Consider the following 19,559-nt stretch of genomic DNA (forward strand, 5'->3'; position numbering starts at 1 on the left):
GTACGACCATGAGCGCCGACACCGGAAACGCCGACACCGGAAACACTGACCAGCTGATCATCATCGGGTCCGGCCCCGCCGGCTACACCGCCGCGATCTACGCCGCCCGCGCCGGTCTGGAGCCGCTCGTCATCGCCGGAGCGGTCACCGCGGGAGGCGCCCTGATGAACACCACCGAGGTGGAAAACTTCCCCGGCTTCCCCGCCGGCGTCCAGGGCCCCGAACTCATGGACGGGCTCCAGGCCCAGGCCGAGAAGTTCGGCGCCCGGGTGGTGTTCGACGACGTCACTGAAGTGACGCTGACCGGGCACCTCAAGCGCGTCGTCACGGCTGCCGGCACCACCCATGAGGCCCCCGCGGTCATCCTCGCCACCGGCTCCGCCTACAAGGAACTCGGCCTGCCCGAAGAGAAGAAGTTCAGCGGCCACGGACTCTCCTGGTGCGCCACCTGCGACGGATTCTTCTTCCGCAACCAGGACATCATCGTCGTCGGCGGTGGCGACTCGGCCATGGAGGAAGCAACCTTCCTGACCCGCTTCGGGAAAACCGTCACCGTCGTGGTCCGCAAGGGCGAGCTCCGCGCCTCCCGGATCATGGCCCAGCGAGCCAAGGACAATCCGAAGATCCGCTTCGCCTGGAACTCCGCTATCACCCGGATCCACGGCGATGCCAAGGTCACCGGCGTCACCCTGACCGACACCCGCACCGGCGAAAACCGGGAACAGGGCGCCACCGGCATCTTCGTCGCGATCGGCCACGTCCCGCGCACCGAACTGCTCACCGGCCAGGTGGACCTCGACGCCGAGGGCTACATCAAGGTCGATTCCCCCACCACTGTCACCAACCTCACCGGCGTCTTCGCCTGCGGCGACGCCGTGGACCATCGCTACCGCCAGGCCATCACCGCCGCCGGCACCGGCTGCGCCGCCGCCCTGGACGCCGAACGCTACCTCGCCGCGCTCGACGACGCCGACAGCATCGCCACCGCCCTCGTGGAAGAACCCACACACGCCTGACACACACGGAAGAGGAGGCAGGCCCCCGTAATGTACCGCCACCCGCACTGGATGGAACAGAGGAAACCATGGATATAACCGCCAACCTTCCCGTAGCTGTCATCGGAGCCGGGCCCATTGGCCTCGCCGCCGCAGCGCACCTGATCGAACGCGGCATCAAGCCACTGATCCTCGAGGCCGGCCCGACGCCGGCCGCCGCCGTCGAGCAGTGGCGCCATATCCGGCTGTTCTCGCCGTGGCAGTTCAACACCGACGCGGCCGCCGTCCGCCTTCTTGCCGGGACCGGCTGGGAATCTCCTGAGCCGACCGCGCTGCCCACCGGCGGCGAACTCATCGACCAGTACCTCGCACCCCTGACGGCACTTCCCGCGATTGCGTCCCGCCTGCGCACCGGCGCCCGGGTCGTCGCCGTGACCCGCGCCGGCCTGGACAAGACCCACAGCCGCGACCGCGACACCGCACCCTTTGTGGTCCGGGTCGAGCACATCGACGGCGAAGTCCGCGACTACCGGGCCGCCGGTGTTATCGACGCGTCAGGCACGTGGTCCACCCGCAACCCGCTCGGTACCTCCGGCCTGCCCGCCCGCGGCGAAGCCGCCGCAGCTGACTTGATTTCCGCACCGCTGCCTGATGTCCTGGGTCGCGACCGCGGGACGTTCGAGGGACGCACGGCACTCGTGGTCGGCGCGGGCCACTCTGCCGCCAACACGCTGATCAACCTCGCCGAACTGGCCAGCCAGTCACCGGACACCAGGATAATCTGGACTATCCGCGGCGCGTCCGCCGCCAAGGTCTACGGCGGCGGCGATGCCGACGGCCTGGCCGCCCGCGGCCAGCTCGGCAGCCGGCTCCGCAGCCTCGTCGAGTCCGGCGCAGTCGAACTGCACACCGGCTTCGGGATCGCCGCCGTCACCGCGGCCGGCGCCGCCGTCACCTTGACCTCCACGGACGGCCGCACCCTCAAAGCCGACGTCGTGGTTCCGGCCACCGGCTTCCGCCCCGATCTGGGCATCCTCCGGGAACTCCGGCTGGAACTGGACCCGGGCGTCGAGGCCCCGCGTGGGCTCGGCCCGCTGATCGACCCGGAATTCCACTCGTGCGGCACCGTGGAGCCGCACGGCGCGGGGATGCTGGCCCACCCGGAGCCGGACTTCTATATCGTCGGCATGAAGTCTTACGGGAGGGCACCGACCTTCCTGCTCGCCACCGGCTACGAACAGGTACGCTCCGTCGCCGCAGCCCTGGCCGGGGACCGGGAAGCGGCCGATACCGTCCGGCTCGAACTCCCCGCAACCGGCGTCTGCTCCTCGGACCTCGGTACCAGCTGCGACGTCCCCGAGGCTCCGGCGGGAAATGACCCTGTTTTTCTTCAACTGAACCTTTTGGAGCGCTGACATGACTGACCACCCTGACCACGGCTTGGGCCTGCAGGACAACACCGAACTCCTCCACCGGATCAGCGCCCGACTGGCCGACCGGTTTGCCGGGGTGTTCGCCGCTGAGACGGTGGAACGCTATGTCTTCGAGTCCTACACCGCCCTGGCCCGGACCGCGAAGATCAAAACGTACCTGCCATCCACCACCGAGCACTTCGCCAGCGACCGGCTCAACGCCCTCGCCAAATCCAAGGGCGCCTTCATCAGTGATGTCCCGGAAGTGCTGTTCGTCTGCGTGCAGAACGCCGGCCGGTCCCAGATGGCCGCCGCGCTGCTGACCGTCGAGGCCAAGGGCAGGATCCGCGTCCGGTCCGCCGGATCCCTCCCGGCCGCCGAACTGGACCCCGCCGTCGTCGCGGCGATGTCCGAAATCGGCTTGGACCTCACCAGGGAATACCCGAAGCTGCTCACCGACGACGTCGTGCGCGCCTCCGACGTCGTCATCACCATGGGATGCGGCGACTCCTGCCCCATCTACCCCGGCAAACGCTACGAAGACTGGGAGCTTGCCGATCCGGCCGGCCTGCCCGTTGCGGCCGTGCGGATCATCCGCGATGAGATCCACGACCGGGTCAAGGCACTGGCAGCGTCACTGCTCAACCACCCCGACACCGTCAAGGAAGAGTCAAAGGCATGAACGAGACCACCAAAACGCCCAGCATACTGTTCGTCTGCAGCAAGAACGGCGGAAAATCCCAGCTCGCCGCCGGACTTCTGAACCAGCTCGCAAACGGGACGGTCACGGTGCACTCTGCCGGGACCAAACCCGGCCAGTCGTTGAACCCCCAGTCCGTGGAAGCACTGGCAGAACTCGGCATCGACATCACCGGCGAGCACCCCAAACACGTCACCGCCGAAGTACTGGACGCGGTCGACGTCGTCATCGTTCTGGGCAATGAGGCGAAAGTCGAACCCCCCGAGGGCAAGCGGCTGGAGGTCTGGGATACGGATGAGCCCTCCGAGCGCGGCATCGAAGGGATGGAACGCATGCGCCTGGTCCGGGACGACATCAAGGCCCGGGTCCGGAAGCTGTACGCGGAGCTCACCGGGAGCTAGTGGTCATTTTGCTAGTTCGTCGGGGGTCAGACGGAGGCTGGACGTTTTCGCGCCGGTGTCCAGCCCCGGGGGACATGCCCATTCTTCGCACCCGCGACCGGGCAAAATGGCACTATGTCCATCCGCTGCCCCCTGCGCGGCGCATGTCCTTTTGGGCCGGTGTCCAGCCCAGCGGGACATGCCCATTCTTCGCGCCCGCGACCGGGCATAATGGCACTATGTCCATCCGCTGGTCCGGGCGCGGGGCATGTCCCGGAGCCCGGCGATCGCGCCCCTGGACTCAGCCACCGGACCCGGGCGAACTAACGTAAATGCCCACTAGGCCGTGCCCGCACCGCGACCATCCTCGCAGTCCGGCGGCGGGATGGGGAGGGGTGCCCATCGACAGTTTTTCGCGGCGCAGGGTAGGTTCTAGGCAATGGATCTTCCGGAACAGCCGGGGGCCGCTGGGGGACACCGATCTGGATCGGGTCCGTTTCAATTGCTGAAGGAGATTTTCGAATGGCTATTTGGGGTGCAGACATTGTTCAGCTCAAGACTCTTGGGACGAAGCTGCAGGCGGGTTCGTCGGAGATCGACAAGCAGAAGTCGATGCTGACCAAGGTGCTCGAGGGCACCGACTGGAAGGGGCCGGACGCCGACAAATTCCGCAGCGAATGGAACGGCCAGCACGTTGCCTCGCTGGCGAAGGTCTCGCAGGCGCTGCAGGAGGCCGGCAAGCAGGCCAGCCGCAACGCCACCGAGCAGGAAAGCGCCTCCCGCTAGTCGGAGGTCACTGCCTTGGCCCGGACGCACGAAGCGTCCGGGCCAAGGCTGCTTAACGCCGGCGCCCCGGCCCACACTCCTGACCGGACAATGTCGGCGATCTAGGGCACGATAGGTCTGTGAGCACAGGGAAGACTGCAGCAGGCAGCGAAACACCGACCCCGTCCGAGGACATCCGCGAAGAGTACGAAAACCTGGTTGAACAGGTCCGCAAGCACCGCTTCGCGTACTACCAGGACGACGCGCCGATCATTTCCGACCCCGAGTTCGACGAACTCTACCGGCGGCTGGAAACGATCGAGGCCCTGCACCCGGAACTCGTGGCCAACGATTCACCCACACAGGAGGTGGGCGGCGAAGTGTCCGCCGCCTTTGCCGCCGTCGAACATCTGCAACGTATGTACAGCCTCGAGGACGTCTTCTCACTCGAAGAGCTGGAGGCCTGGATCGTCAAGGCGGAAGCCAACATCACCAAGCTCGGCAACGGGACGCCGGCGTGGCTGACCGAGCTCAAGATAGACGGTCTGGCCGTCAACCTGCTCTACCGCGACGGCGTGCTGATCCGCGCCGCCACCCGCGGTGACGGCACCACGGGGGAGGACATCACCCACAACGTCCTCACCATCAAGGAAATCCCGCAGCAGCTCAACGGCGACGGCTTCCCGGCCGAGATGGAGGTCCGCGGCGAGGTCTTTATCCCCTCCAAGGATTTCGCCGCCTTCAACGAGGCCCTGATCGAGGCCGGCAAGGCGCCGCTCGCCAACCCGCGCAACGCCGCCGCCGGCTCGCTGCGCCAGAAGGACCCGGCAGAGACCGCCAAACGGCCGCTGCGGATGTACGTGCACGGCATCGGCGCGCGCGAAGGCCTCGAAACGGCCAGCCAGTCGGACACCTACCGCCAGCTCGCCGAGTGGGGCCTGCCCACCAGCCCCTACTTCGAGGTCCTACCCACCCTCAAAGACGTGCTGGAATTCATCACCCGCTACGGCGACAAACGGCACAGCCTCAGCCACGAGATCGACGGCATCGTGGTCAAGGTGGACCACTTCGCCACGCAGCGTGCCCTCGGCCACACCTCACGGGTGCCGCGCTGGGCCGTGGCGTACAAGTACGCGCCGGAGGAAGTGCACACCAAGCTGCTGGACATCTTGGTCAATGTGGGCCGCACCGGCCGCGTGACCCCGTACGCCTTGATGGAACCGGTCAAGGTGGCCGGCTCCACGGTGGAAATGGCCACCCTGCACAACCAGGAAGTGGTCAAGGCCAAGGGCGTGAAAATCGGCGACATCGTGGTGCTGCGCAAGGCTGGGGACGTCATCCCGGAGATCGTGGGCCCGGTCCTGGCCCTCCGGGACGCCCAGGATCCGCCGGTCCGCGACTTCGTGATGCCCACCGAATGCCCCGCCTGCGGAACGCCCCTGGCACCGGCGAAGGAGGGCGACGTGGACATCCGCTGCCCCAACTCCCGCTCCTGCCCGGCCCAGTTGCGCGAACGCGTGTTCCACCTCGCTGGCCGCGGCGCCTTCGACATCGAGGCGCTCGGCTGGGAGGCGGCCATCGCCCTCACCCAGCCGGCGGAGCCCGACGTCGGGCCGCTCACCACCGAGGCGAACCTTTTCCGGCTCACCGCCGCGGACCTCGCGGACGTCCGGATCCGGCGGGAAAAGCGCTCCAAGGGTGTGGCCACTGGCGAGTTCGAGCTGGTTCCGTACTTCTACAGCAAGGGCACCGCCAAGATCGCGTCCAGGCCGACGGCCACCACGGACAAGCTTTTCCGGGAACTGGAAAAGGCCAGGAGCCAGCCGCTTTGGCGCGTCCTCGTGGCTTTGTCCATCCGGCACGTCGGCCCGCGGGCCTCCCGCGCCCTCGCGACCGCGTTCGGGTCCATGGATGCGATCCGGAAGGCATCCGAAGAGGAGCTCGCCAACGTCGACGGTGTCGGCCCGGTGATCGCCGCGGCCCTGACCGAATGGTTCGCCGAGGACTGGCACCGCGAGATCGTTGACACCTGGGCGGCCGACGGCGTCCGGATGGAGGACGAGCGCGACGAGTCCATGCCGCGGACCTTGGAGGGGCTGACCATCGTGGTCACCGGAAGCCTCGAGGGCTTCAGCCGGGACGAGGCGAAAGAGGCCATCCTGATCCGGGGAGGCAAGGCGGCCGGCTCTGTCTCGAAGAACACCAGCTATGTGGTGGCCGGCGAGAACGCGGGCACCAAGCTGGACAAGGCCGAACAGCTCGGCGTTCCCGTGCTGGATGAGGACGGCTTCCGCGCACTGCTGGCCGACGGGCCCGACGGCGGTCCGGGGGCGGCTGCGGAGCCGGCGGCTGCGGACCCGGCGGCTGCGGACCCGGCGGCTGCGGACCCGGCGGCTGCGGACCCGGCGGCTGCGGACCCGGCGGCTGCGGACCCGGCGGCTGCGGACGCTGAGAACGGCGACGGGGAGGGCGCTCCTGAGGGTGCCGACGAAGACCACCAGGACGTGGTGACCGAATGAGCGCCGATCCCACCGCACCGCTGGACGCGGGAGCCGGGCCGGATCTGGTCGCGCTGCTGGAACTGGCGCAGACGGCGGCGGCGGCCGGGGCGGCCGTCCTGGCCGGCAGGAACGCGGCCGGGCTGGGCGTCAGCAACAAGGGCGACGCGGGTGACTGGGTAACCGCCTTCGACCTCGCTGCGGAAACCGCCGTGCGCAACGTCATCACCGCGGCGCGGCCGTTCGACACCATTACCGGGGAGGAAGGCGGCACCATCCTCCCGGCGTCACCCAGCGGTTACCGCTGGTCCATCGACCCGCTCGACGGCACCACCAATTTCATCCGCAACATTCTCTACTACGGCACCTCCGTGGCCGTGGCGGATCCCGACGGCGCCTGGCTGGCTGGCGTCGTCAACGCCCCTGCGCTGGGTCGGACGTATTACGCGTCCCGCGGCCATGGCGCCTGGCTTGAAGAAAAAGGCCGTCTGACGCAGTTGTTCGGCCCGGCCGCGGGGCGGGCCGGCCAGATCCTGGCGACCGGGTTCAGCTACGACCCGGCGGTCCGGGCCGAACAGGCCGCCGGGCTGGGCAGCATCATGGCGGGCTTCGCGGATGTCCGCCGGCTTGGCTCCGCGGCGCTGGACCTCTGCCTGGTGGCCGATGGAACCCATGATGCCTACGGTGAACGGGGCCTCAACGAGCACGACTTCGCCGCCGGCGCCCTGATCGCGGAGGAGGCCGGCTGCTGGGTGCGCCGTCCCCGGTTCACCAGCGTGCTCGACGGCGGGCCCTCCGACGAGGAGCGGCTCGCGGCCTGGACCTGCGCCGGGACGCTGGAACTCGCTGGCAAGTTCCCGCTGTGAGGCGCTGAGGCGCTGGGCGTGAGACTCAGAGGCAGGCCGATCTGATAGTTCAGTCACGGAAACGGCCCGTTGGTGTGTGGCCCGGCGCGCCCGCCCGTAACATGGACAGGTGCATCCCCAGATCATCATTCGCCCCGCCGTCGCGGCCGACTACGACGCCGTCGCCCGCATCACCCGGGACGCCTACCTGGCCGCGGGCTACTTTGAGAGCGCCGACCACCCCTATATGCGCCAGATCCAGGACGTGCCAAAGCGGGCCGCGAATGCCACTATCTGGGTGGCGGAACGCGCCGGGACGATTGTCGCCTCCGTGACGCTCGCCGTCGCCGGCGAACCCTACGCGGACATTGCCTACGGCGATGAGCTTGAATTCCGCATGCTCGTGGTGGATCCGGCCGTCCAGCGCAGCGGAGCCGGCAAGGCCATGGTCCACGCCATCCTGGAGCACGCGAGGTCGCTGCCCGGTATCCACGCTGTGGCCCTGACCACCGGCGTGACATGGGAAAGCGCCCACGGCCTCTACCAAAAGACCGGCTTCCAACGCGCCCCCGAGCGCGACTGGGTGGTCCCGGACACGGACATCAGGCTACTCGTCTACCGCCAGGAGCTTTAGTCCGGCCGCTGCTGCAGACAGGCCCCGTCATACTGGAGGCGTGGCGCGGATGGAAATGGTGAGTGTCTCGGGGGGAGTCGTATCGCTGCATGACGCGCGCCGGAAGCGCCGGTGGGCAGTAGAACTTCAGCCCTTCGAGATCGGAAAGTTTCCGGTCACGGCACATCAGCTTGGCGCGCTGTCCGGTGGAAAGCCGGGAGCCGGGCCGCAGCACCCCGCTGTCAGTGTGAGCTGGATTGATGCCATTGAGCTCTGCAATGCTGCATCGAAATCCTACGGACTCGCCCCGTCCTACGTTGTGCACGGCACCGATGTGCGGTGGACTGTCTGCGCGGAGGGCTTCCGGTTACCCACCGAAGCCGAATGGGAGTTTGCCTGCCGGGCAGGGTCCAGCACACCGCACTACGGTCCGCTCCCGGAAGCGGCCTGGACCAGCCACGACCGTGTGTCGTCGCCTCAACCGGTCGGATTGAAACTCCCCAACGAGCTTGGACTCTTCGACACCCTCGGAAACGTCTGGGAGTGGTGCTGGAACCTTTTGGACCCGGCCCGCTACAACGACTACAGGGTCTTCCGCGGTGGCGGATTCGCCGATCCCTCATGGAGCGTGCGCGCATCCGCCCGCCGGGGAGGAGCACCAGGGACCCGTCTCGACGATGTTGGATTCCGGGTTGCGCGGGGAGGATTCCGGTGCGTTGACGAAGCGCAGGGGTGGTCGGCAGCCGAGGATCACGAGCGGGCCGCGGGCCAGGGCCTGCTGCCATTTGGCTGGACTCCGCTCCGCTGAACGGACTTCCTCGACAGCCGTGGAGCCGGAACCGGTGCGAGCCGCCATCGTCCGCCGGCGGGCTGTGATCCCGGCCAGTGGCCGCAGCGCCGTAGATGCCGGCTCCGGGTAGGGTTGGCGGTCAGGGCACAATTCCTGATGCACGCTGGGAACGGCACGAGTACAGCTGGAGGATTCATGGCACCGCACATCCCCGATTCGATCGACGAGAAGCTCCTTGGTCTCTATCTGTCGGACCACCTGACCGGTGCCACCGCCGGTGTTTCCCGGATCGGACGGATGGCCGAGGCCTTCTCCGACACCCCGGTGGCCAAGGAACTCGCAGAGCTGAGCGCGGACATTCACCGGGAACGGGACATGCTCCGCCGGCTGATCCATGACCTTGGTGTGCGCCAGCGTCCGCACCGCCAGGCGGCGGCGTGGCTCGTCGAACGCGCCGGACGGCTCAAACTCAACGGCCGCATTGTGAGCCGTTCGCCCATGACCATGGTGCTGGAAGCCGAGCTGATGCGCGCCGCGATCCTGGGCAAGCTCGGCGGCTGGCAGACCCTCGAAGAACTGGCACCCGATCTTGGTCTCGATCCGGCCAGGTTCGCGGCGCTTGGCGACGAGGCGCGTTCGCAGATCAACGTCCTCAGCCGGGTCCACGAGCACGCCCGCCGCAACGCATTCCGCAAGCGCGGGGACATCACCACCTAACTACAACGCGGGGTCACCTACGGCCCATCTCGGCCCTCCGGATGGGCCGCAAGTGACCCCGCGTTGCTTGGTGGCCAGGTGGGTGTCGACGGCGCCGTCGACGGTGAGCGCGGACAAGCACCCCTGCGGGCAGACGCCGTCGGACAGTAACAGTCGGGCAGTAACAGCAGTTCAACCCACGTAGACTGGGACGGAAAATATACCGAACCTGCAGGGGAGATCCATGGCTGCGATCAACCGCGACGACGTCGCGCATCTCGCGCGTCTCGCGCACATCGAGATGAGCGCTGAAGAGCTGGCCAGGATGGCCGGCGAACTGGCCGTCATCGTCGATTCGGTGAAATCCGTCAGCGAAGCCGCCGGTGACGACGTCCCGGCCACGTCCCACCCGATCCCGCTGACGAACGTGTTCCGCGACGACGTTGTGGGCCACACGTTCACGGCCGAGCAGGCACTCTCCGGCGCCCCCGACGCGTACGAAGGCCGCTTCAAGGTCCCGGCAATCCTGGATGAGGGCTAAGAACATGACTGAGAACAACGAACTGATCCGATCCTCCGCCGCGGTGCTCGCCGGCAAGCTGGCCGCCCGCGAAGTCTCCGCCGTCGAGGTCACCCAAGCCCACCTGGACCGCATCGCCGCCGTCGACGGCAAGGTCCACGCCTTCCTGCACGTCAACACGGACGAGGCGCTCGCCGTCGCCGCCGAGGTGGACGCGATCCGCGCCGCGGGCGGGGCCGCCGCCGAAGAGCTGCACACGCTCGCCGGTGTGCCGATCGCCGTCAAGGACCTGATCGTCACGATCGGCCAGCCCACCACGGCCGGCTCGAAGATCCTCGAGGGCTGGCACAGCCCCTACGACGCCACCGTCGTCGAGCGCCTCCGCGCCGCGAAGATGCCGATCCTGGGCAAGACCAACCTGGACGAATTCGCCATGGGCTCCTCCACCGAGCATTCCGCTTTCGGCCCCACCCGCAACCCATGGGACCTGGACCGGATCCCCGGCGGCTCCGGCGGCGGTTCCGCTGCCGCTGTCGCGGCCTTTGAAGCGCCGCTGGCCCTCGGCACCGACACCGGCGGTTCCATCCGGCAGCCCGGCGCCGTCACCGGCACCGTGGGAGTGAAGCCCACCTACGGCGGCGTATCCCGCTACGGCGCCATCGCCATGGCCTCCTCGCTGGACCAGATCGGTCCGGTTTCCCGCACGGTGCTGGACTCGGCGCTGCTGCACCAGGTCATCGGCGGGCACGATCCGCGCGACTCCACCTCGCTGCCGGACCCGTTGGAGGACCTCGTCGCCGCCGCGTCGATCGGCAACGTGCGCGGCATGAAGATCGGCATCATCAAGGAACTCCACGGCGAGGGCTACCAGGCCGGCGTCGAAAACCGCTTCAACGAATCCCTCGAGCTGCTCAGGGGCGCCGGCGCCGAAATCGTCGAGGTCTCCTGCCCCAACTTCAAGTACGCCCTGGGCGCCTACTACCTGATCATGCCCTCCGAGGCATCCTCCAACCTGGCCAAGTTCGACGGCGTCCGCTACGGCCTGCGGGTGCTCCCCGAAGAGGGCCCGATGACCATTGAACGCGTTATGGCGGCCACCCGCGCCGCCGGCTTCGGCGACGAGGTCAAGCGCCGCATCATCCTGGGCACCTACGCCCTCAGCGCCGGCTACTACGACGCCTACTACGGCTCGGCCCAGAAGGTGCGCACCCTGATCCAGCGCGACTTCGAGGCCGCGTTCAGACTCGCCGATGTGCTGATCTCCCCGACTGCGCCCACCACGGCCTTCAAGCTCGGCGAGAAGCTCAACGACCCGCTGGCGATGTACCTCAACGACGTCGCCACCATCCCCGCCAACATGGCAGGCGTGCCCGGGCTGTCCCTGCCCGGCGGCCTGGCCGACGAGGACGGGCTGCCGGTGGGCGTCCAGCTGCTGGCCCCGGCCCGCCAGGACGCCCGCCTCTACCGCGTGGGCGCTGTGCTCGAATCCCTGCTCGAGGCGCAGTGGGGCGGCCCGCTGCTGGACCGTGCACCCATACTGACCGATGACGCCGTCGCGAGCCACGGAGGTTCCCACTAATGACTGACGCAACCCTCAGCTTCGAAGAGGCGATGGAGAAGTACGATCCCGTCCTGGGCTTCGAGGTCCACGTGGAGCTCAACACCAGGACCAAGATGTTCTCCTCCGCGCCGAACGTGTTCGGCGACGAGCCCAACACCAACGTCAACGAGGTGGACCTCGGCATGCCGGGCGTGCTTCCCGTGGTGAACAAGACCGCGATCGAGTCCTCGATCAAGATCGGCCTGGCGCTGAACTGCACGATCGCCGAGACCTGCCGCTTCGCCCGGAAGAACTACTTCTACCCGGACACGCCGAAGAACTTCCAGACCTCCCAGTACGACGAGCCCATCGCGTTTGACGGTTACCTGGACGTCGAACTCTCCGACGGCACCATCTTCCGCGTCGAGATCGAACGCGCGCACATGGAGGAGGACGCCGGCAAGCTGACCCACATGGGCGGCGCCACCGGCCGGATTCAGGGCGCGGACTACTCCCTCGTGGACTACAACCGCTCCGGCGTGCCGCTCGTGGAGATCGTCACCAAGCCGATCGAGGGCGCGGGCAGCCGCGCGCCCGAACTGGCGAAGGCCTACGTCGCGGCCGTCCGCGAGATCGTCAAAAACCTCGGCGTCTCGGACGCAAAGATGGAACGCGGCAACGTCCGCTGCGACGCGAACGTCTCGCTGCGCCCGCACGGCCGGGAACGCTTCGGCATCCGCTCCGAGACCAAGAACGTGAACTCGCTGCGTGCCGTCGAACACGCCGTCCGCTACGAGATCCAGCGGCACGCCGCCGTCCTGGACGCCGGCGAGCCGATCGTCCAGGAAACCCGGCACTGGCACGAGGACACCCGGACCACGACGTCGGGCCGGCCCAAGTCCGACGCCGACGACTACCGCTACTTCCCGGAACCGGACCTGGTGCCGATCGTCGCTTCGCGGGCATGGGTCGAGGAACTCCGGGCCACCCTGCCCGAGCCGCCGGCCGCCCGCCGCAAGCGCCTGCAGGCGGACTGGGGCTACTCCGACCTGGAGTTCCGCGACGTCGTCAACGCCGGCGTGATGGACGAGATCGAGGAAACCATCGCCGCCGGGGCCACCGCCACCGTGGCCCGCAAATGGTGGATGGGCGAGATCGTGGGGCGCGCCAAGAACGCCGACGTCGATCCCGGCCAGCTCGGCGTCGCACCGGCCACCATCGTCGAACTGAACCAGATGGTCCAGGACGGCAAGATCAACAACAAGATGGCCACCGAGGTCCTCGACGGCGTACTCGCCGGCGAAGGCACCCCGGCGGAAATCGTGGTGAAGCGCGGCCTCGCCGTGGTCTCCGACGACGGGCCGCTGCTCGAAGCCATCGACGCGGCCCTCGCCGGGCAGCCCGGCGTCGCGGACAAGATCCGCGGCGGCAAGGTCCAGGCGGTCGGCGCGATTGTCGGCGCCGTCATGAAGGCCACCCGCGGCCAGGCCGACGCCGGCCGCGTCCGCGAGCTGATCCTGGAGCGCCTCGGCGTCGACGGCTAGGTCGACCCGCCCACCAACCCGGTCATGATGGTCTGCAGCGCTTCGCAGACTTTTCCGACCGACGTGCGCTTAAGGTTCTCCGGCCGGGCCAGGATGTCGATCCGGCGGCGGGTGCTGATGCCCTCCAGCGGGCGCAGCACGATGTCCGGGTTCAGCACGGGCCGGGCGGTATGCCGCGGCAGCAGCCCGATCACGCTCCCGGTCGCCACGAGCGCGGCCACGGTGGAGTAGTCGTTAATCCGGTGGACGATGTTCAGTTCCCGGCTGGCGACGGCGGCGACGGCGGCGAGCACATCCGCGGGGGAGTAGCCGGCGTGGCTGGTCACCCATGGTTCGCCGACGACGTCGTCCGCCGTCACCGCCCGCTGGCCGGCCAGCCGGTGCCCGGCAGGCAGCGCCACATCCAGCGGCTCGTGCGCGAGCGGGATCACCGCGACGCGTTCCGCCGGCCAGCGCGGGCTGTGGTCCATCCGGTGCGCGAGGACCAGGTCGTAGCGGGCGGTCAGCGCCGGGAAGTCCTGCTGTGCCACGTCCTCGTCGGAGAGCAGGATCCGCGGCTGGCCCGGACCGGTCAGCAGCCGGGCAAGCGGGGCAAACAGCGCCTGGCCGGCGCTGTGGAAGCCGCTGAGCGTCACGGGCGCCACGGGGGAGCCGTGGTACGCGCCGATGGCCGTCCGGGCGTCCGCCATGGCGCTCACGACGGCGGCCCCCGCATCCGCGAGCACCTGCCCGGCCCCGGTCAGCACCAGGTTGCGGCCCTCCTTGCGGGTCAGCGGCACCTCCACCGTCTTCTGCAGGGCGGCGAGCTGCTGGGACACCGCCGAGGGCGTGACGAGGAGGGTTTCGGCGACGGCCTTGACGCTGCCGAGGGCGCCGAGTTCCCGGAGCATCTCCAGCTGGTGGATTTCCATGCCGACCAGTCTAAGCGCAAGCAAAAGCTAAATCGTCGATTGAGAAAAATCCGGTTGTGCTAATGCTTTCCACCCCGGTCTAATAGGGTGAGTTGTCCCACATCACCCGCCTCCGCGGGAGGGTTTCCCCAAAAGTTAGGAAGGCCCATGAAGGCTCTCTACAAGGCCGGCGCCCACGCAGGGTTCGAGCTGGTGGACCGCCCCGAGCCGGAAACCGGCGCGGGCGATGTCAAGATCCGCGTTATGACCACCGGCATCTGCGGCACCGATTTGCACATCCAGTCCTGGGACGCCTGGGCGCAGGGCATCATCAACGCCCCCCTGATCGCCGGCCACGAGTTCTACGGCGAGGTGGTGGAGATCGGCGGGGACGTCCTGGACGTCAAGGTGGGGGACCGCGTCTCCGGCGAGGGCCACATCGTCTGCGGGATCTGCCGCAACTGCCGCGCCGGCCGCAGGCAGATGTGCATCAACACCGTGAGCGTCGGCGTCCAACGCGACGGCGCGTTCGCCGAGTACGTCGTCATCCCCGAGACCAACGTCTGGGTCCACCAGGACCCCTCCGTGACGCCGGAACTTGGCGCCATCTTCGACCCCTTCGGCAACGCCGTCCACACCGCGCTGAGCTTTCCGCTCGTCGGCGAGGACGTGCTGATCACCGGTGCCGGGCCCATCGGGCTGATGGCAATCGCCGTCGCCCGCCATGCCGGAGCCAGGAAGATCGCCATCACCGATGTCTCCGCCCCGCGGCTGGAACTGGCCCGGGAGCTCGGCGTCGACCTCGCGATCGACGTCTCGAAGATGCGCGTCAGGGACGCCCAGCGCGAACTGGGCATGCGCGAGGGATTCGATATCGGCATGGAAATGTCGGGACACCCCACGGCACTGCCTGAGATGATCGACAATATGAACCACGGCGGCCGGATCGCGATGCTGGGACTGCCCAGCCAGTCCATCGATATCAACTGGGGCAAGGTGGTCACGCATATGCTGACCATGAAGGGCATCTACGGCCGTGAAATGTTCGAGACCTGGTACGCCATGAGTGCCATGCTGTCCTCCAACCCGGTACTGCGCGCCAACATCTCCGCCGTCGTCACGGACACGCTGGCCGCCGCGGACTGGGAGAAGGGCTTCGAGATCGCCCGCGCCGGTGTCGGCGGCAAGGTGGTCCTGGACTGGACCGGGTTCTAGAACTTCCCGTTTCCGGACCCCCGCCCGCCGCCGACATCCGGCACACCGCACACATTCAGCTGAGGAGCACAACCCATGTATTCAGCCATCAAGGACCAGTTGCAGTACGAGCTGGACGAAATCCGCAGCGCCGGCCTGTTCAAGACCGAGCGGCACATCGACTCACCCCAGGCCAACCACATCAAGGCCGGCCGGATCGGCGAGTCCGGCGCGGACGTGCTCAACTTCTGCGCCAACAACTATCTGGGCCTCGCGGATCACCCGGAGATCATCGCCGCGGCCAAGTCCGCGATGGACGAGCGCGGCTTCGGCATGGCCAGCGTGCGCTTCATCTGCGGCACCCAGGACCTGCACCTGGCCCTCGAGGCCCGCGTCTCGGCGTTCCTCGGCACCGAGGACACCATCCTGTTCTCCAGCTGCTTCGACGCCAACGGGGGCGTGTTCGAGTCCCTCTTCGGCCCGGAAGACGCCGTCATCTCCGACGCCCTCAACCACGCCTCCATCATCGACGGCATCCGGCTCTGCAAGGCCCAGCGCTTCCGCTACGCCAACCAGGACATGGCGGACCTCGAAGCCAAGCTGATCCAGGCCACCACGCAGGAGAACCCGGCCCGGCGCAAGATCATCGTCACCGACGGCGTCTTCTCGATGGACGGCTTCCTGGCCCCGCTCGAGGCGATCTGCGGGCTCGCCGAGAAGTATGACGCCATGGTCATGGTGGACGACTCCCACGCCGTCGGCTTCATGGGCGCCACGGGCGCGGGCACCCCGGAACACGCCGGCGTCGCAGACCGGGTGGACATATACACCGGCACCTTCGGCAAGGCCCTGGGCGGTGCCTCCGGCGGCTACGTCTCCGGCCGCCGCGAAGTGGTGTCCATGCTCCGGCAGAAGGCCCGCCCGTACCTGTTCTCCAACTCGCTGGCTCCGGCCATTGTCGCGGCCACCCTGATGGCCCTGGACCTCGTGGAGAACTCCGGGGAACTGCGCAGTAAACTCTTCGCCAATGCGGAGCTGTTCCGTACCCGGATGACCGAGGAGGGCTTCGAGCTTCTCCCCGGCGAGCATGCGATCGTCCCCGTGATGTTCGGCGACGCCGTCATGGCCGCCAAGGTGGCCGATGCGATGCTGCACAACGGCGTCTTTGTCACGGCCTTCAGCTACCCGGTGGTGCCCAAGGGGGCGGCCCGGATCCGCGTGCAGCTCTCCGCCGCGCACAGCACCGACGACGTCGAGTCCTGCGTCCAGGCGTTCGTGCGCAGCCGCGCCGCCGTCGCTGAAACCGTCGTTGGCTAATCCCTGAGGTCAGGCCCCACGCAAGGGGGTCCGGCGCTGCCTGCCTAATTCTTCGACAGGACGTTCAAAAATTTTCGCGCTCCCGTCAATCTTCGCGACGATCGATCCAAGCCACTGGATTCCAAGAAGGTCGCCGCCAAACTGGACATGACAGACCTGCAGACTTCTCTGGTCAGTGGATAATCCAGGTCGTACATTGAGGGTAATCTCTCGTTTCCAGCCGGGGAGCTACAGTGTTTGTTGGGCGAAACGCGGCTTCTGCCGCGGCATCAGATCGAACTTCCGGTGTCCCTGGGCCGCAGATGGTGTTGTTCCGTGCGCTACCGCCGGCCGGACTCGCAGTCACTGCCTTGGGAACCGTGTGGGCAGGTGGAGTCTCCGGTCACCGGGCGGGCCGACCGGTCCTGCCCGCGTCTGGGTAGTGGTTGTCATCCTGGCCGGGGTCGCGCTCGTTCGGTTTTTCGTCGGGTCGATGGTTTCCGGGTGCTGGTCGGCTTGAGGAAGTGGATAGCTGCCCACCGCAAATTGGCCACGTTCATGGTGCTCGCTGCTGCGTGGGGCGCGGGCATAGCGCTTTTTGTCAGCTGGGGGCGCCCGCTGGATGAGACCCTCGTCAGCGCGGCGGTGTGGGCCTTCTACGCGGCAGTTCTCTGGTACGTGCAGGCCCGCAGCGAACGCAGGACTGCTGCCAAGCTCGACGCGCAGGACGGGGTGCTGGTCTATCTCCGCTACCCGGACTCGCGTGCCGGATCCCTCAGCGGTATCTGGAACATGGGGGTCGTGACGTTCGACGGGACTGCGGGCATGAACTTCCAACCGGCCGTCTACGACACGCTGGAGCCCACCGGGAGACCAACTGCGTTCACAGCCCTTGTAGCGGTGTCCGCCGGGCCCAGGAAGATCGACCGGAAGGAGCAAAAATACCTCACCCATCCGGGATTCCTAGCAATCCGGCTCACCACCGACAAAGGGGACATCGAAGTGGCCGCCCGGCCCGAATCGCTCCGAAGGATTCTCGGCGCCGTTACCGGCTCCCCGGAGGCTAAATGAGCCGGCGTGGGTGTGGCCTACACCGATTCGTCCTGGCCGGAGTCCGCCAAAGTGTCCCCACGGGCATGATCCGCTTCAGACGGGCCGCAGACCAATCAGTTGTGAACCTGGGATGTGTTGTCTGGGAACCGGGCCATGAGTTCCCGAATTCGCGCCCGGCGTCGCCGTTCCCAGACTGGTAACCAGATACCCAGGCCTAGGGGGTTGAGCCGCATTGGAACAGTCTGTCACGTTTGGGTGTCTCGCGGGCTTGGGCTGGCGGGTTCTTGCAGCCTTACCGGGCTCACTCGGGCGTGGGTGTGGGCTTGGTGAGGGTCTTGTGGACGACGCCGATCGAGACTCCCACCGCGGTGGCGATGGTGCAAATGGATTCGCCGCGTGCGCGGCGGGCGAGGATGGCGGCTCGCTTGTCGCCGTCGACGACTGGTCGCCACCCCTGTCATCGCCGCCAACACAGGCGCACCTTCGGCGTTGGCCCCGAATGTGATGACCTGGGTGAGCACCCTGAGGAACCCCGACACCGTGGGGAAGCGTTTGACCAGCTCGGTGCGCCAGTCATCACCTTCGTCGGTGTCAGCGGGAGGAACGTTCTCGCCGACCACCATCAACGCGGCACGTATCTGCTCTCGGGAAACGACTTCTTCGATGGCCTCCCAGACCTGCCCGATCCGCACCTGCTCGCCCCACCCCTCGGCGGCGAACAGCACCCCCACCGCCGCGGCGAGCCGCGCTGACGCCTTCGCCAGCCGCGGGTGCGTGCGGACCTTGTCTTTGTCCGAAGCTCTTCGCGCCTTGTTCAGCAACTCGGTGACCATCAACAGGTCAAGCAACTCCAGGGCGTCATCGACCGACTTACCCTCCAAATGCCGCACCGTAGCCAACAAAGTCGCCACTCGGCGGCCGGGCGGGTGCCGGCGCAGCGTCGAGGCATCCGCCCGCATCCCATACTTCGCCAGCTCATCCAGCCGCTGCTGCGGCAGCATGCCTTCCACGCCCATCCGTGCCAGCCCCAGAGCGGTGACCTCGGCGACCTGGTCCAACGCCTTGATAATCGTCGGACCCGAAGCGCGCGGTGTCACACCTTTACGCCACCGCTCGAGGTCCGAGACCCGCGACCCGTGCGGGATCTCCAACAACTGCTCCAGGACATATCGCTGGCTGCTGGTCACCAACGCCTCCAAATCGCCCCATAACCGTTCGGCGGCCTCTTGGCGGAGCCGGGCGATCAGACGCGCCAATGTGCTGACCCCGGGAAGCAGTACCTTGCGACGCCGCAACCAGCCCAACGCGTCGGCGAAGATCGCCTTCGGCCCGTCACCCGACGTCCACGCCAGCGCCGACACCCACGCAACGAAGTCCGCTTCCACGACCGTGAAGTCCACCCACCCGTACACGCGACGGATGAGCCGCTGATGCTAGAATGACGTCGTACGCCGCCTCGTGTACTCGTCCACGCGGGACGAATCATCAACACCCAGCTGCTCAGCGACGAAGTCCAGCACCACGACAGGCACATCCACCGGGTCCTCCAGGAACGTCCCGAGCCAGCGGACCGTCACCAACTGCAACGCGAACCCGAGCTGAGAATGCCCACCACGCCGGACACCGACCAAGGCCCGGTCCTCGTCGTCCAGGAAGAACACGCGTTCCAGATCCGCCCACGACGGCGCACCAGTAAACCGCCCGTACGCAGCGACCTCATCATCATTTAGAAACTCCACCGGCATCTAACGAACCTACGCCCCCCGCCGGAACGCAAAACGACCTCCATCGGAACGACCAATCACGCCAACTCACGCCCGACAGCCAT

17 protein-coding genes and 1 pseudogene are annotated in these 19,559 nt (G+C 67.5%); 16 read left to right on the forward strand and 2 right to left on the reverse strand.

The window, feature by feature from the left end:
* The first annotated feature begins 8 nt into the window (after positions 1-8).
* From trxB to gatB, 13 genes are all read left to right on the forward strand, one after another.
* Positions 9-1,016, forward strand: coding sequence for a thioredoxin-disulfide reductase (gene trxB, locus RCH07_RS07245; RefSeq protein ID WP_326966787.1), 1,008 nt, complete (start codon positions 9-11; stop codon positions 1,014-1,016).
* A gap of 68 nt (positions 1,017-1,084) precedes the next feature.
* Positions 1,085-2,410 (forward strand): FAD-dependent oxidoreductase, encoded by a 1,326-nt coding sequence (locus RCH07_RS07250; RefSeq protein ID WP_326966788.1) that lies wholly within the window; start codon positions 1,085-1,087, stop codon positions 2,408-2,410.
* 1 nt (position 2,411) lies between these two features.
* Positions 2,412-3,089 carry an arsenate reductase ArsC gene (locus tag RCH07_RS07255; RefSeq protein ID WP_326966789.1) on the forward strand — a complete coding sequence of 226 codons (678 nt, stop codon included), beginning with the start codon at positions 2,412-2,414 and terminating at the stop codon, positions 3,087-3,089.
* Positions 3,086-3,508 carry an arsenate-mycothiol transferase ArsC gene (locus tag RCH07_RS07260; protein ID WP_326966790.1) on the forward strand — a complete coding sequence of 141 codons (423 nt, stop codon included), beginning with the start codon at positions 3,086-3,088 and terminating at the stop codon, positions 3,506-3,508. Before RCH07_RS07255 ends, RCH07_RS07260 begins: the two co-directional genes overlap by 4 nt.
* Positions 3,509-4,009: 501 nt before the next feature.
* Positions 4,010-4,273, forward strand: coding sequence for a hypothetical protein (locus RCH07_RS07265; RefSeq protein ID WP_326966791.1), 264 nt, complete (start codon positions 4,010-4,012; stop codon positions 4,271-4,273).
* A 119-nt stretch (positions 4,274-4,392) separates the two neighbouring features.
* Positions 4,393-6,771, forward strand: a complete 2,379-nt coding sequence (ligA, locus tag RCH07_RS07270) for an NAD-dependent DNA ligase LigA (protein ID WP_326966792.1) — start codon at positions 4,393-4,395, stop codon at positions 6,769-6,771.
* Positions 6,768-7,616 (forward strand): inositol monophosphatase family protein, encoded by an 849-nt coding sequence (locus RCH07_RS07275; protein ID WP_326966793.1) that lies wholly within the window; start codon positions 6,768-6,770, stop codon positions 7,614-7,616. The genes ligA and RCH07_RS07275 overlap by 4 nt, the downstream gene beginning before the upstream one ends.
* A gap of 109 nt (positions 7,617-7,725) precedes the next feature.
* Positions 7,726-8,229: a GNAT family N-acetyltransferase gene (locus tag RCH07_RS07280; protein ID WP_326966794.1), complete on the forward strand. Its 504-nt coding sequence runs from the start codon at positions 7,726-7,728 to the stop codon at positions 8,227-8,229.
* 49 nt (positions 8,230-8,278) lie between these two features.
* Positions 8,279-9,016, forward strand: coding sequence for a formylglycine-generating enzyme family protein (locus RCH07_RS07285; protein WP_442784788.1), 738 nt, complete (start codon positions 8,279-8,281; stop codon positions 9,014-9,016).
* 177 nt (positions 9,017-9,193) lie between these two features.
* Positions 9,194-9,715: a hypothetical protein gene (locus RCH07_RS07290; protein ID WP_326966796.1), complete on the forward strand. Its 522-nt coding sequence runs from the start codon at positions 9,194-9,196 to the stop codon at positions 9,713-9,715.
* Between the two features lie 223 nt (positions 9,716-9,938).
* Positions 9,939-10,235 (forward strand): Asp-tRNA(Asn)/Glu-tRNA(Gln) amidotransferase subunit GatC, encoded by a 297-nt coding sequence (gatC, locus tag RCH07_RS07295; protein WP_326966797.1) that lies wholly within the window; start codon positions 9,939-9,941, stop codon positions 10,233-10,235.
* A gap of 4 nt (positions 10,236-10,239) precedes the next feature.
* Positions 10,240-11,793, forward strand: coding sequence for an Asp-tRNA(Asn)/Glu-tRNA(Gln) amidotransferase subunit GatA (gatA, locus tag RCH07_RS07300; protein WP_326966798.1), 1,554 nt, complete (start codon positions 10,240-10,242; stop codon positions 11,791-11,793).
* Positions 11,793-13,298, forward strand: a complete 1,506-nt coding sequence (gene gatB / locus RCH07_RS07305) for an Asp-tRNA(Asn)/Glu-tRNA(Gln) amidotransferase subunit GatB (RefSeq protein ID WP_326966799.1) — start codon at positions 11,793-11,795, stop codon at positions 13,296-13,298. Before gatA ends, gatB begins: the two co-directional genes overlap by 1 nt.
* Here the strand turns inward: gatB and RCH07_RS07310 are convergent.
* Complete coding sequence (locus tag RCH07_RS07310) at positions 13,295-14,209, reverse strand: LysR family transcriptional regulator (protein ID WP_326966800.1); 915 nt, start codon at positions 14,207-14,209, stop codon at positions 13,295-13,297. The genes gatB and RCH07_RS07310 overlap by 4 nt on opposite strands.
* Before the next feature lie 147 nt (positions 14,210-14,356).
* Here RCH07_RS07310 and tdh point away from each other — a divergent pair, with 147 nt between their 5' ends.
* From tdh to RCH07_RS07325, 3 genes are all read left to right on the forward strand, one after another.
* Positions 14,357-15,403, forward strand: a complete 1,047-nt coding sequence (gene tdh / locus RCH07_RS07315) for an L-threonine 3-dehydrogenase (protein WP_326966801.1) — start codon at positions 14,357-14,359, stop codon at positions 15,401-15,403.
* A gap of 75 nt (positions 15,404-15,478) precedes the next feature.
* Complete coding sequence (locus RCH07_RS07320; protein WP_326966802.1) at positions 15,479-16,699, forward strand: glycine C-acetyltransferase; 1,221 nt, start codon at positions 15,479-15,481, stop codon at positions 16,697-16,699.
* Between the two features lie 537 nt (positions 16,700-17,236).
* Complete coding sequence (locus RCH07_RS07325; RefSeq protein WP_326966803.1) at positions 17,237-17,749, forward strand: hypothetical protein; 513 nt, start codon at positions 17,237-17,239, stop codon at positions 17,747-17,749.
* Between the two features lie 227 nt (positions 17,750-17,976).
* Here RCH07_RS07325 and RCH07_RS07330 read toward each other — a convergent pair.
* A pseudogene (locus RCH07_RS07330) lies at positions 17,977-19,476 on the reverse strand (DUF4158 domain-containing protein).
* Between the last annotated feature and the right edge of the window lie 83 nt (positions 19,477-19,559).

Origin of the sequence: Arthrobacter sp. CG_A4, assembly GCF_035985125.1 — a bacterium.
Taxonomy (GTDB): Bacteria; Actinomycetota; Actinomycetes; order Actinomycetales; family Micrococcaceae; genus Arthrobacter.

Coding starts and splice junctions, on each gene's coding strand:
- RCH07_RS07250 (WP_326966788.1), top strand. CDS start 1,085: ATGGATATAACCGCCAACCTTCCCGTAGCTGTCATCGGAGCCGGGCCC.
- gatC (WP_326966797.1), top strand. CDS start 9,939: ATGGCTGCGATCAACCGCGACGACGTCGCGCATCTCGCGCGTCTCGCG.
- RCH07_RS07325 (WP_326966803.1), top strand. CDS start 17,237: ATGGTGCTCGCTGCTGCGTGGGGCGCGGGCATAGCGCTTTTTGTCAGC.
- RCH07_RS07275 (WP_326966793.1), top strand. CDS start 6,768: ATGAGCGCCGATCCCACCGCACCGCTGGACGCGGGAGCCGGGCCGGAT.
- trxB (WP_326966787.1), top strand. CDS start 9: ATGAGCGCCGACACCGGAAACGCCGACACCGGAAACACTGACCAGCTG.
- RCH07_RS07290 (WP_326966796.1), top strand. CDS start 9,194: ATGGCACCGCACATCCCCGATTCGATCGACGAGAAGCTCCTTGGTCTC.
- tdh (WP_326966801.1), top strand. CDS start 14,357: ATGAAGGCTCTCTACAAGGCCGGCGCCCACGCAGGGTTCGAGCTGGTG.
- gatA (WP_326966798.1), top strand. CDS start 10,240: ATGACTGAGAACAACGAACTGATCCGATCCTCCGCCGCGGTGCTCGCC.
- RCH07_RS07260 (WP_326966790.1), top strand. CDS start 3,086: ATGAACGAGACCACCAAAACGCCCAGCATACTGTTCGTCTGCAGCAAG.
- RCH07_RS07320 (WP_326966802.1), top strand. CDS start 15,479: ATGTATTCAGCCATCAAGGACCAGTTGCAGTACGAGCTGGACGAAATC.
- RCH07_RS07285 (WP_442784788.1), top strand. CDS start 8,279: ATGGAAATGGTGAGTGTCTCGGGGGGAGTCGTATCGCTGCATGACGCG.
- RCH07_RS07310 (WP_326966800.1), bottom strand. CDS start 14,209: ATGGAAATCCACCAGCTGGAGATGCTCCGGGAACTCGGCGCCCTCGGC.
- RCH07_RS07265 (WP_326966791.1), top strand. CDS start 4,010: ATGGCTATTTGGGGTGCAGACATTGTTCAGCTCAAGACTCTTGGGACG.
- gatB (WP_326966799.1), top strand. CDS start 11,793: ATGACTGACGCAACCCTCAGCTTCGAAGAGGCGATGGAGAAGTACGAT.
- RCH07_RS07255 (WP_326966789.1), top strand. CDS start 2,412: ATGACTGACCACCCTGACCACGGCTTGGGCCTGCAGGACAACACCGAA.